Source organism: Corynebacterium sp. HMSC08F01 (assembly GCF_001807545.1).
GTDB lineage: Bacteria > Actinomycetota > Actinomycetes > Mycobacteriales > Mycobacteriaceae > Corynebacterium > Corynebacterium coyleae.
In genome coordinates, this window is the sequence record NZ_KV789281.1 from 27,214 (window position 1) to 38,903 (window position 11,690).

At 62.5% G+C, this 11,690-nt stretch carries 11 protein-coding genes; 4 read left to right on the forward strand and 7 right to left on the reverse strand.

Annotation, left to right across the window (positions count from 1 at the left end; genetic code table 11):
- Window positions 1-12: 12 nt before the first annotated feature.
- The 7 genes from HMPREF3171_RS01210 to HMPREF3171_RS01240 all read right to left on the reverse strand — a co-directional run bounded on the left by HMPREF3171_RS01210 (window position 13) and on the right by HMPREF3171_RS01240 (window position 7,886).
- Window positions 13-420, reverse strand: coding sequence for a monovalent cation/H(+) antiporter subunit G (locus tag HMPREF3171_RS01210; protein WP_070482321.1), 408 nt, complete (start codon window positions 418-420; stop codon window positions 13-15).
- Window positions 417-695 carry a monovalent cation/H+ antiporter complex subunit F gene (locus tag HMPREF3171_RS01215; protein WP_070422450.1) on the reverse strand — a complete coding sequence of 93 codons (279 nt, stop codon included), beginning with the start codon at window positions 693-695 and terminating at the stop codon, window positions 417-419. The genes HMPREF3171_RS01210 and HMPREF3171_RS01215 overlap by 4 nt, the downstream gene beginning before the upstream one ends.
- On the reverse strand, window positions 692-1,213 hold the full coding sequence (locus tag HMPREF3171_RS01220; RefSeq protein ID WP_246815289.1) for a Na+/H+ antiporter subunit E: 522 nt from the start codon (window positions 1,211-1,213) through the stop codon (window positions 692-694). The genes HMPREF3171_RS01215 and HMPREF3171_RS01220 overlap by 4 nt, the downstream gene beginning before the upstream one ends.
- Window positions 1,213-2,925: a Na+/H+ antiporter subunit D gene (locus HMPREF3171_RS01225; RefSeq protein WP_083291897.1), complete on the reverse strand. Its 1,713-nt coding sequence runs from the start codon at window positions 2,923-2,925 to the stop codon at window positions 1,213-1,215. The genes HMPREF3171_RS01220 and HMPREF3171_RS01225 overlap by 1 nt, the downstream gene beginning before the upstream one ends.
- The gene (locus HMPREF3171_RS01230) at window positions 2,915-3,376 is read right to left on the reverse strand and encodes a Na(+)/H(+) antiporter subunit C (protein WP_070482323.1); all 462 of its coding nucleotides are present in this window, start codon (window positions 3,374-3,376) and stop codon (window positions 2,915-2,917) included. The genes HMPREF3171_RS01225 and HMPREF3171_RS01230 overlap by 11 nt, the downstream gene beginning before the upstream one ends.
- On the reverse strand, window positions 3,377-6,355 hold the full coding sequence (locus tag HMPREF3171_RS01235) for a Na+/H+ antiporter subunit A (protein WP_070482325.1): 2,979 nt from the start codon (window positions 6,353-6,355) through the stop codon (window positions 3,377-3,379).
- A gap of 160 nt (window positions 6,356-6,515) precedes the next feature.
- On the reverse strand, window positions 6,516-7,886 hold the full coding sequence (locus HMPREF3171_RS01240) for a dipeptidase (protein WP_070482327.1): 1,371 nt from the start codon (window positions 7,884-7,886) through the stop codon (window positions 6,516-6,518).
- Between the two features lie 225 nt (window positions 7,887-8,111).
- Between HMPREF3171_RS01240 and groL the strand changes: the two genes are divergently transcribed.
- From groL to ppk2, 4 genes are all read left to right on the forward strand, one after another.
- Window positions 8,112-9,749 (forward strand): chaperonin GroEL, encoded by a 1,638-nt coding sequence (gene groL, locus HMPREF3171_RS01245; RefSeq protein WP_070422454.1) that lies wholly within the window; start codon window positions 8,112-8,114, stop codon window positions 9,747-9,749.
- Between the two features lie 400 nt (window positions 9,750-10,149).
- Entirely contained in the window at window positions 10,150-10,314 is a 165-nt protein-coding gene (locus tag HMPREF3171_RS12010) for a hypothetical protein (RefSeq protein WP_167617019.1), read from the forward strand.
- Between the two features lie 29 nt (window positions 10,315-10,343).
- Window positions 10,344-10,511: a hypothetical protein gene (locus tag HMPREF3171_RS12015; RefSeq protein ID WP_167594467.1), complete on the forward strand. Its 168-nt coding sequence runs from the start codon at window positions 10,344-10,346 to the stop codon at window positions 10,509-10,511.
- 103 nt (window positions 10,512-10,614) lie between these two features.
- Window positions 10,615-11,514 (forward strand): polyphosphate kinase 2, encoded by a 900-nt coding sequence (gene ppk2, locus HMPREF3171_RS01250; protein ID WP_070422455.1) that lies wholly within the window; start codon window positions 10,615-10,617, stop codon window positions 11,512-11,514.
- Window positions 11,515-11,690 lie beyond the last annotated feature (176 nt).

The window sequence follows — 11,690 nt, forward strand, 5'->3', positions numbered from 1 at the left end:
AGCAGCCAGCCCTTAGCCCGCCGGCCGTTCGGTTTCGGTGGGCTTGTTGGGGTTGATGCGCTTGGGGTGGTAGCTGGCGGGGCGGTCGTTGCGGGTGAATTGGCCGTCTTCGCCGTAGAGGCCTTCGCGTCGGGCGATGCGGCCGAGGCGTTGGCCGGTGACGGGGTTGGTCATCAGGGCGAACAGCACCAGCAGGATCATGATGCCGATGTCGCCTTTTTCGTGGACGCCGAAGTCTTCGGCGGTGGTGACTCGGATGATGGTGCCGATCATGAACAGCACGAGCCCGGTGGTTTGGGGTTTGGTGATGGCGTGGACGCGCGCGAGGGTGGAGTTGAAGCGTGCGGTGCCGACGGCGGCGGAGAAGACCATGAACGCGCCGGGCAGGATGAAGATCAGGGAGATGATGTCGGTGATCATAGGGAACCATCCCTCTTGCGGAAGCGGGCGACGGACAGGGAGGCGATGAAGCCGAGGAGTGCGATGACGATCATCACGTTGACCACGGTGGTGTCTAACGTCCAGCAGATGTAGAGGGCGAGGGCGCACTGGAGGGAGGCGGTGATGCCGTCATTAGCTAGGACGCGGTCGAGGGAGTCGGGGCCGACGATGACTCGCCAGGCGAGGATGAAGAAGCCGGCGAAGATGAAGATGGCGGCTATGGCGAGGAAGACGTTGTAGATCGTTTCGTTCATTTGCTCCTGCTTTCGAAGATCCCGATCATTTGGCGTTCCAGGGTGGCTACGTTGGCAATTTCGCGTTCGATGTCGGCCGGGGTGGACGCGTCGAGGACGTGGATGGTCCATTCGCGGTTGGCCAGGTCGATGTCGGTGACGGTGCCGCCGGGCTGCAGGTTGTAGGCGCAGGTGGCCAGGTAGAACACCAATTCGTTGCTGACGCGCATGGGTACGCGCAGGATCGCGTTTTTGGGTTGCGGTTGGGGCCTCAGCGAGAGCCAGGCCACTTTGGCGGAGGCGACGATGAGGTCCCACAGCCAGATGCCGACGAAGGCCATCAGGCGTGGCCAGTGGATGCGGTTTCCGCTGCGGGGGACGCGCGGCAGCGGCAGGGCCAGCACGATGACGACGCCTAAGGCGAGGCCGGCGGCGACGTTGCCCCAGGACACTTCGCCCATGAGCAGGACCCACATGAAGGTTAGCCACGCGACGGAGGCGGGGCGCATGCGGTTTTTTACACCGGTGAGCAGGCTCATCAGTTACGCACCTCCTGGTTGCGACGGTTCATCAGCGAGTCGTGCCCGCCGTGGGAGTCGGTGGGTTCGGTGAAGGTGTCGAGGTTGCGGGTGGCGTGGGTGGGGTCGTCGATAAGTACTGCGCTGCGGTAGATGGTGACGTCTTGGGCGGATTGGGCGGCGCGGTCGGTGATGTTGGAGATCGGGCCGGCCAGGAACGTAATCGACGTGGAGGCGAGTACCAGCAGTGCGGTGGAGAGGAACATGCCGACGGGGATGCGGCCGACGTCGTCGCGTTCGCCGGCAGAGACGGTCTCGCCGCGCTCGGCAAGGTTGGCGGGGCGGGCGAGGACGACGTCGCCTTCGGGGGCGTCGGCGCGATCTCGCAGGAAGCCTTTGGACCAGACGTTCATCATGGCGTACAGGGTGAGCAGCGAGGTGACCACTGCGCCGCCGATGAGGGTCCAAGCGAGCCAGGAGCCGTCTTCGGCACCGGCTTGGATGAGCATGACTTTGCCCAGGAAGCCGGACAGGGGCGGGATGCCGCCGAGGTTGAGCGCCGGGACGAGGTACAGCACGCCAATCACGGGTGCGGTGTAGAGCAGGGAGCCCAGGCGTCGCAGTTGGGCGGAGCCTGCTTGCCTTTCCACGAGACCGACCACCAGGAACAGTGACGTCTGCACCAGAATGTGGTGCACGGCGTAGAAGATCGCACCCGACAGGCCCGCGACCGATCCGAGGGCCACGCCGAAGATCATGTAGCCGATGTGGCTGACCAGGGTAAAGGACATGAGACGTTTGATGTCGTTTTGGGCGATCGCGCCCATGACACCCACGATCATGGTCAAAAGTGCGACCCACATGAGCATGGAGTCGAGGGATCCGTCGGTAAATACGGTGGAGCGCATGCGGATGATCGCGTACACGCCGACTTTGGTCAGAAGGCCTGCGAACACGGCGGTGACGATGGAGGCGGCGGTGGGGTAGGAGTCCGGCAGCCAGGCGTCCAGGGGAAAGACGGCGGCTTTGATCCCGAAGGCGATGAGGATCGTCGCAAAGATTGCTGCCTTGGTGCCGGTGGGCACGTCTTCCATGCGGATGCCCGCCTGCGCCATGTTCACGGTGCCCACGGACGCGTACACGAGCGCCAGCGCGAACAGGAACACCATCGACGACGCCATGGACACCATCACGTAACCGATGCCAGCGCGCACGCGCTGCGGCGACGCACCCAGGGTGAGCAGCACGTATGAGGCGACGAGGAAGATCTCAAACCCGACGTACAGGTTGAACAGGTCGCCGGCCAAAAACGACAGGTTCACGCCCATGCTCAGCAGCATGTAGGAGGGGAGGAACACGGCGATCGGGTCGTCGTCGTCACCATCGCGCAGGCCTTGGGAGATGCCGTACCACATCACCGCGACCAGCACGATCGAGGAGACGAACAACATTATCGACGACAACCTGTCCGCCACCAACGTAATCCCGATCGGCGCCTCCCAGCCGCCCATTTGCACCGTTTGGATGCCGTGGGTGTCCGCGACGATGATCAGCACCGCCGACATGACCGTCAGCGTGGCCAGGGTCAGTAGGGCGATGAAGCGCTGCAGGTTCACACCGCGGAACACCAGGATGAACGCCGCGGAGATGAGCGGCAGCAGAATCATCAGCACCGTCAGGTAGGGCACTGCGGGCAGGGCCCAGTCGGCGAGGGCGAACAGGTTATTTTTCACGGTCCACCGCCTTGACCGGCTCCTCGAAGGATGCTGCCGTGGCAGCCTTGCCGGCCGCTTCCTCTTCGTCGCGGTCGCCCGTCGGCGTGGAGGGGCGCACCGCAATGGCGCGGTCCTCTTCGTCGCGTTCGACCACGTCGTCGGTGCGGTAGCGGTACTGGCGGTATGCGAGCGCAAGCATGAATCCGACCATGGCCATCGAGATGACAATGGCGGTCAGGATCATCGCCTGCGCCAGCGGGTCGGCGGAGTCGGCGACGGCTTCGGAGTCGCGTCCGAGGATCGGCGGGGAGCCCGCGCGGCCGCCGGATTGCAGCAACAGCAGGTTCGCGCCGTTGCCGATGAGCAGCACGCCCATGATCATGCGCGTCATTGCTTTGTCCAGCATGAGGTACACACCGCACGCGATGAGTACGCCCGAGCCGATGAGTAAGAACAGGTTCGCTTCCATTTACTTCTCCGAGCTCTTGCTAATCGACGACGACCCTGCCGACGACACCGCCGCCCGCTCATCAAACCGCTGCAGGCGATCACGCTTTTGCTGTTCGCGGCGCCTGCGGTTCTTCTCTTGCAGTTCGATGGCGCGGTCGCGGGCGCGCTGCTTACGGGACTCTTCTTCGAGGTCGATGTGGGCGCCCATGGAGGCCAGCACGTGCATGATGAGGCCGACGACGATGGCGTAGACGCCGGCGTCGAAAAGCAGGGCGGATGGGACGTCGAACTCGCCGATGAGCGGCAGACTGAACGTGGCGTACCCAGAGGTCAGTGGCGGGTTGCCGAAGAACATGGGCACGACCGCCGCAGTGGCGGACATCAGCAGGCCAGCGGCGAGCACCTTGCTTGGGTGCACCGGCAGGGTTGCTTCGATCTCCTTGCGACCGCCCGCCAGGTAGCGCAGCGTGAGCGCGAGTGCGGCGACAAGGCCGCCTGCGAACCCGCCGCCTGGGGCGTTGTGGCCGGAGAAGAAGAAGTACGCCGACAGCAGCATCATCGATGGGAACAGGATGCGGGTGGCAACCTCCACCATCAGGGAGCGGTTCTGTGCGGTTTCGTCGTTCACGCCGGAGGCCAACCAGCGGGCCTTTGTGGTCTGCAGGGTCGGGCGGCGTGACTGGGTTTCAAACTTGCCGGTGCCGAAGATCAGGCTGGCCACACCCACTGCGGCGATGACCAGCACGGTGATCTCACCGAGCGTATCGGCGGCACGCAGGTCCACCAGCAGCACGTTGACGGTGTTGCGGCCGTGGCCGATCTCGTAGGCCAGCTCCGGCATGGTTGTGGAGATCGGATCGGCGACGCGCGCGGACATCGCCGTCATGGCCACGACCACCACTGATACGCCGGTGCCGATGGAGAGCCAGGCGCGGAGACGGTTGTCGTCGTGACGCGGCTCGACCTCTGTGGGCATCTTGCGCAGCACCAGCATGAAGATAACCATCACGATGGTCTCCACCAGCGCTTGCGTCAGCGCCAGGTCGGGTGCGCCGTGCAGCGCGAAGATCATGGCTAGGCAGTAGCCGGTCATGCCGACCATGACCACGGCAGACAGGCGGTTGCGCTGCAGGGTGGCAAAGAACGCCATGCCCGCCATGATGATCACGATCAGGCCTTGCCAGACGTTTTCCCACACGATCATGCGGATGTTGTTCGACGCCCCCAGGATCAGCGCCGCCAGCGGCACAACCATCAGCGTGGCAAAGATGACACCGAGGTTGATCGCCAACGAACCACGCTGGGTGGACGCGGTCAGGCGCATCGACCAGTGGTGCAGCTTGCTCAGGATGGTGTCGTAGACGCTGTTGGCGTTACCAAGCGCGGGCTGTTCAAACTGGGCCTTTGCCACCAGGTCGCGCTGCCAGAACATGATCGCGCCCGCAGTGATGATTACCGCAGACAGGATCAGCGGCACGTTGATGCCGTGCCACAGCGCGAGCGTTTCGCCTTCCACGTCGGGGAAGCGCGCGTCGAGGTGGTTGTTGATCGGGTCCGACAGCAGCGCCGGCACCATGCCAAACACGATCGTGCCGGCAGTCAGGATGGCGGGGGAGAGCCACAGCGTTGGGCCCACCCGGTGCATGTCGCGCACTGCTTCGGAGGGCTTGCGGTCGTGCTCTGGTTTCGTCGCAAAGGCACCGTGCAGGAAGTACAGCGAGTACGCCATGGTCAGAATGGAACCAGCGACCATCACTACCAGCGTGATCCTGCCCGGCATACCGGTGAGCAACTCCTCGTGCAGGATCATCTCCAGCGCGGCTTCCTTGGCCACAAACCCGAACAGCGGCGGGATGCCAGCCATCGACGCAGCCGACACAATGGCCAACCCCGCCAACAACGGCTGCTTCTTGCCCAGCCCCGACAGTTCGTGGATGTCGCGCGTGCCGGTGGCGTGGTCGATCGTGCCCACAATCATGAACAGCGCGGCCTTAAACAGCGAGTGCGCGAACGTGATCGCAAGCCCCGCCATCGCGGCCTCACGCGACCCCACGCCGATCACCGTGATGATGAAGCCCAGCTGGCTCACCGTGCCGTACGCCAGCACCAGCTTCAGGTCGCGCTGCTTCAGCGCCATCCAGCCACCCAGCAGCATGGTGAACCCACCCGTAGACAGCACCAGCAGGTGCCACGTGGTCACCGCCGACATGTCGGGCGCAAGCCTAGCGACGAGATAAATACCCGCCTTGACCATCGCCGCCGAGTGCAGATACGCCGACACCGGCGTCGGCGCCGCCATCGCGCCGGGCAACCAGAAGTGCCACGGGGCCTGGGCGGACTTGGTCAGCGCACCCAACATGATCAGCACGATTGCCGCGGAGATCGCCGGGGTGCCCTCGATGTCGGCGATCTGGGACACCTCGGACAGACGCCAGATGCCGGCGTTGAAGCCTAGGAGGTTGATGCCCACCAGCATGGCCAGGCCACCCATCGTGGTGACCATCAGCGCCTGCATGGCTGCGCGTCTGGAGGTCGCCCGCTCCCCGTAATACGACACCAGCATGTACGACAGGATCGAGGTCAACTCCCAGAACACGTACATGAGCAGGAAGTTGTCCGAGATGACCAAGCCGTACATGGCCATGGCGAAGGCGCTGAGCTCAAACCCGAACTTGGCCAGCCTGCGCGGGTTCGAGTCGAAGTAGCCCCAGCAGTAGAACAACACAAGCGCCCCGACACCCAGGATGATCAGGCTAAAGAGCGCTGCTAGGGCATCGAGGCGAAACTCTAAGTTGAGGTTGGTCGATGGCATCCACGTGAACGTGGAAACGATCTCCCCGCCGTCGCGGAACACCCCGTCGGCGAAGAGTTTGACCACCCACAGGAAGCCGCCGAGCGGCACCAACGCCAGTAGGGCGAACGCCGAGCGGCCGATGCTGCGCAGCAGCACCGGGGCGATGGCGCTGGCAGCCGTGAGCGCAAGAAGTAACGTGAGCACGTTTCTGGCAGCCCTCCTTTGAGGTCGGTCGTACCGTTGGCGCGCCTAACCTCAGGGGCTTTCCAGTTCACACAGAAATAACTTGCTCATCGCGGCAACAAGATACAACGCGTCAACACCAGTGGCGCGGCCGTCTTTTTGCCACTGTAGCGAATTTTTCTTACTTCCCGTATTGCTGCAGGAACATCGCCTCGGCGATGGCCACATGTTCGATCTCGGTCGGGTCGACGGACTCGTCAACACCGTGAATGCCACACAGCGGCTCCTCCACGCCGTACAGTGCGATCTCCGCGTTGGGGAACTGCTCCTGCAGGGTGATGGTCAGTGGGATCGAGCCGCCGGTGCCTACGACAGCCAGCTCGTCTGCGCCGTATGCGTCCTTCAGGCACTGCCCAAGCTTTGCGACGGCCTCCGCTTCCACATCCGTAGAAAACGGCTGATTCACGCCACTGACCTGTACGTCCACCTTGGCGCCCCACGGGGTGTGGGCCTTGATGTGCTCCACCATCTTCTCCGCCACCTTGGCGGAATCCTGGCCAGCCGGGACGCGCAGGTTGAACTGTGCTTCCGCGCGCGGGTTCACCGCGTTCATCGCCTCTGCAACCGGGGTGGAGGTAAAGCCGATCATGGTCACGGCCGGGCGCGCCCACACCAGGTCAGCCGGGTTATCGTCTGCGGTGCCCAGCAGTTCCACGCCGTCCAGGACGGTCGCGTCGCCGCGGAAGGTTTCCGGATCGTACGGGTCGCCGTCCCACTTCGCGGTGGTGTCCACGCCGTCGATGGTGGTGCGGCCGTGCTCGTCGAAAAGCGATGTTGCAATGACCATCAGTGCGTGCGCCGCATCCGGAGCCGCGCCGCCGAAACCGCCGGAGTGGATCGCGCCCTTGAGCGTTTCCACCGTCACGTTGATCTGGGCGCCGCCGCGCAGGGAAGTGGTCAGCGTCGGCACACCGACAGCGACGTTGCCGGAGTCTGCGATCAGGATCGCGTCCGCCTCAAACACCTCAGGCTTGTCGACGATCAACTTACCCAGACCGTCATCCCCACCGAGCTCCTCGGAGCCCTCGACGACAACCTTCAGCCCCAGGTCCGTGCCGCCGTTTTCCTCGACGAGGCGCAGTGCCTCCAGGTGCATGGCCAGGTTGCCCTTGCAGTCCGCCGAGCCACGCCCGTACCAACGGCCGTCACGCTCGGTCAGCTCGAACGGGTCGTTCGTCCACGCCTCCGGGTCGTTCGCCGGGACGACGTCGTAGTGCGAGTACAGCAGCACCGTCGGCATGCCGTTCTTCGCTGGCTTCGTAGCGACGATCGTGTCCGCGTCGTCCACCGTCGGGTAGCGGGTGACTTCAAAGCCGAGGTCCTTGAGCGCCTCGACCGTCCACACACACGCTGCCTCGTGCTCGTCCTTCAGGGCCGGGGTGGAGTGCGGGGAGTTAAAGGACACCAGCTTGGACAGATCCGCGAAGATCCGGTCGCGCTGCGGTGCGTAGGTTGCTGTGCTGTTGCTTGTGCTGTTCTGTGCGTCAGTCATGGCACTACGCTAGCAGCAACCGAGCCAGCCCCTGCGTCTCTTGCACTCAACCCCCGAGAGTGCTAAAAATGTGGCTGGCACTCATCTCAACCGAGTGCCAAATAAACGAAGAAGAGCGGGTGAGGCTGAGACCACTCGTCAGCCGTGCCGTCGCGGGCGCCTGCTTGCACCGACGAACTGAGTGATCGTCCACGTACGCCTATATATAAGGAGTGACACACTCACATGGCAAAGATGATTGCATTTGATGAGGAAGCACGTCGCGGCCTCGAGACCGGCCTGAACACCCTGGCTGACGCTGTGAAGGTCACGTTGGGCCCGAAGGGCCGCAACGTGGTGTTGGAGAAGTCTTGGGGCGCTCCGATGATTACCAACGACGGCGTGAGCATCGCTCGCGAGATTGACCTCGAAGATCCGTACGAGAAGATCGGTGCGGAACTGGTCAAGGAAGTCGCCAAGAAGACCGACGACGTCGCCGGTGACGGCACCACCACCGCTACCGTTCTCGCCCAGGCGCTCGTGCGCGAGGGCCTGCGCAACGTCGCTGCTGGCTCCAACCCGATGGGTATCAAGCGCGGCATCCAGGCTGCCACCGACAAGGTATCCAAGTACCTGCTGGATCAGGCGAAGGAAGTTGAGACCCAGGAGGAGATCGCTTCCACCGCCGGTATCTCCGCTTCTGACCCGGAGATCGGCAAGAAGATCGCCGAGGCAATGTACGCCGTTGGCAACGGTGCGGTGAACAAGGAGTCCGTGATCACGGTCGAGGAGTCCAACACGTTTGGTGTGGACCTCGAGGTTACGGAAGGTATGCGCTTTGACAAGGGCTTCATCTCCGCTTACTTCGCCACCGACATGGAGCGCGGCGAGGCCGTGCTCGAGGACCCGTACATCCTGCTGGTGTCCGGCAAGATCTCCAACGTCAAGGAGCTTGTGCCGGTGCTGGAGCAGGTCATGCAGTCCGGCAAGCCGCTGCTGATCATCGCTGAGGACGTTGAGGGCGAAGCCCTGTCCACCCTGGTTGTGAACAAGATCCGCGGCACCTTCAAGTCTGTGGCTGTGAAGGCTCCGGGCTTCGGCGATCGTCGCAAGGCAATGCTGCAGGATCTGGCGATCCTGACTGGTGGCCAGGTCATCTCCGAAGAGGTCGGCCTGTCCCTGGAGACCGCTGGCGTTGAGCTGCTGGGTCAGGCTCGCAAGGTTGTGGTGACCAAGGATGAGACCACGATCGTGCAAGGTGCTGGTCAGCAGGAGCAGATCGACGGTCGTGTGAAGCAGATCCGCGCTGAGATTGAGAACTCCGACTCCGATTACGACCGCGAGAAGCTGCAGGAGCGCCTGGCCAAGCTGGCCGGCGGTGTTGCGGTGATCAAGGTTGGCGCTGCTACTGAGGTGGAGCTCAAGGAGCAGAAGCTGCGCATTGAGGATGCTGTGCGTAACGCTAAGGCTGCTGTGGAGGAGGGCATCGTTGCTGGTGGCGGCGTGGCTCTGCTGCAGGCTGCCAACGAGCTCGAAGGTGACCTCGGCCTGGAGGGTGACGAGGCGACGGGCGTGAAGATCGTCCGCGAGGCCCTGTCCGCTCCGCTGAAGCAGATCGCGCTGAACGCTGGCCTGGAGCCGGGCGTGGTGGCTGACAAGGTTGCCAACCTCCCGGATGGCGAGGGTCTGAACGCTGCGACCGGCGAGTACGTCGACATGCTGGCTAACGGCATTGCGGACCCGGCGAAGGTGACCCGTTCCGCGCTGCAGAACGCTGCGTCCATCGCCGCGCTGTTCCTGACCACTGAGGCGGTTGTGGCTGACAAGCCGGAGCCGGCTGGTGCAAACCCGGGCATGGACCCGGAAGCAATGGGCATGATGTAACGCCCGCTTGTTGAGAGACGCGTCCTTCGGGGCGCGTTTTTCTTTTGCGCAATTGCTTGTCGACGACCCCCTGAATAGGTGTAGTTCCCCACATCCACTTCCGGTTTGTGGAGTTTCCGTCGCGGGTTTCGGCGCTGAATGGTCTATACAGTCGTCATCGAATTCATATGACGTTTACTTCTTTTATTGAATTTGGGCAGGTAGTCGATAGAGCTGAAATATGGTTACGTTTTGGTAAACGTGAGGTGTTGAAAAATATCTGTCAGCATTGAAAACAATTCTGCAGTTCCCCTTGACGTAATCGTTACCTATGGCAAAATAACTCCCTGACGCCCGATGGGTGTCAGTACCTGTCAGTAAAGCCAGACACAGACTGGCACCTAACTTTTAGGAGCATGTAATGCCTGTAGATCTCAAGGTCATCCAGAAGGCGCTCAAGGACTTCAAGACGTTCGCAACCGCGATCGAGAAGATCTTCACCAAGACCCCGGAGTCTCTGCTGACGTTCGCTGAGAAGGCGACCGGCAAGAAGGTCACCCCGAAGCCGGCTGCAGAAGCTAAGTAAGCACACCTCTTAACTAGGAGAAAAACATCATGGAAGCACTGTACAACTGGGTTGCACTTTCCTCCGGCACCGGTCTCGGCGTTGAGAACGGCACCGCTACTGAGGTTACCCGTATCCCGGGCGCTCTCGTTGAGCTGCTTGGCAACTTCGGCGTCCTCGCAGGCGCTCTCGCCGACCTCGTTGGTCTGGTTGCATAAGACCGACTTCTGAGGTGCCTCGTCGCTACGTGCGACGGGGCATTTTTCTGTAAGTGGGGGGCTTTCCCAGCGCAGCGAGGCAAAGCGGAATAGAATGAGTGGTATGGCTGACCACAAGGATGACGAACTGCCGATGATCGACCTCGCCCAGACCGAAGGTTGGGTTGTGGACGACACCGATGAAGACGATCCGGTGCTGCTGATGCCGGACGGCACTGCGATTCAGACGTGGCGCGAGAATTACCCGTACGATGAGCGTCTCTCCCGCGATGAGTATGAGCATGAGAAGCGCGCGCTCCAGATTGAGCTGCTGAAGTGGCAGAACTGGACGAAGGATACTGGTCAGCGCCACATCATTATTTTCGAGGGCCGCGACGCCGCCGGTAAGGGTGGCACCATCAAGCGCTTTAACGAGCACCTCAACCCGCGTGGTGCTCGTACCGTTGCGTTGGAGAAGCCGTCGCCACGCGAGAGCACGTCGTGGTACTTCCAGCGCTACATTGAGCACTTCCCGGCTGCGGGCGAGATCGTGTTCTTTGACCGTTCCTGGTACAACCGCTCCGGCGTTGAGCGTGTGATGGGTTTCTGCACCGAGTCGCAGCACGCCGAGTTCCTGCGTGAGGTGCCGATGCTGGAGAACATGATCCTCGGCTCCGGTATTTCGCTGACCAAGTTCTGGTTCTCGGTGACCCAGAAGGAGCAGCGCACCCGCTTTGCTATCCGCCAGGTGGACCCGGTGCGTCAGTGGAAGCTGTCGCCGATGGACTTGGCGTCGCTGGATAAGTGGGAGGACTACACCCGTGCGAAGGAGGAGCAGTTCCGCTACACGGATACTGATGAGTCCCCCTGGATCACCATCAAGTCCAACGACAAGAAGCGCGCCCGCCTGAATGCGATGCGCTACATTCTGTCCAAGTTTGAGTACACGAACAAGGACCACGACGTGGTTGGCGAGCCCGACCCGTTGATCGTGAAGCGCGGCCGCGACCAGATCGGCGACTAGAGTCCCTGCTTAGCGACGACCCTCTGCCCCGGGATTCCGGCGCAGAGGGTCTTTTTCATGCGTTTGTATAGCGGGGTAAACGTGCTGGTGGGGAGTGTTTGACGCGGTTAGCGCGGTTGCTAAGAAATCCCTTGAAAAACTCACGCAAAAAGTGTGTCGAACATCTCCCCCCCCCC

Excerpts from the sequence above, each read along its gene's own strand:
- ppk2 (WP_070422455.1), top strand. The coding sequence starts at position 10,615 with ATGGCTGACCACAAGGATGACGAACTGCCGATGATCGACCTCGCCCAG.
- HMPREF3171_RS12015 (WP_167594467.1), top strand. The coding sequence starts at position 10,344 with ATGGAAGCACTGTACAACTGGGTTGCACTTTCCTCCGGCACCGGTCTC.
- HMPREF3171_RS01210 (WP_070482321.1), bottom strand. The coding sequence starts at position 420 with ATGATCACCGACATCATCTCCCTGATCTTCATCCTGCCCGGCGCGTTC.
- groL (WP_070422454.1), top strand. The coding sequence starts at position 8,112 with ATGGCAAAGATGATTGCATTTGATGAGGAAGCACGTCGCGGCCTCGAG.
- HMPREF3171_RS01220 (WP_246815289.1), bottom strand. The coding sequence starts at position 1,213 with ATGAGCCTGCTCACCGGTGTAAAAAACCGCATGCGCCCCGCCTCCGTC.
- HMPREF3171_RS12010 (WP_167617019.1), top strand. The coding sequence starts at position 10,150 with ATGCCTGTAGATCTCAAGGTCATCCAGAAGGCGCTCAAGGACTTCAAG.
- HMPREF3171_RS01240 (WP_070482327.1), bottom strand. The coding sequence starts at position 7,886 with ATGACTGACGCACAGAACAGCACAAGCAACAGCACAGCAACCTACGCA.
- HMPREF3171_RS01215 (WP_070422450.1), bottom strand. The coding sequence starts at position 695 with ATGAACGAAACGATCTACAACGTCTTCCTCGCCATAGCCGCCATCTTC.
- HMPREF3171_RS01230 (WP_070482323.1), bottom strand. The coding sequence starts at position 3,376 with ATGGAAGCGAACCTGTTCTTACTCATCGGCTCGGGCGTACTCATCGCG.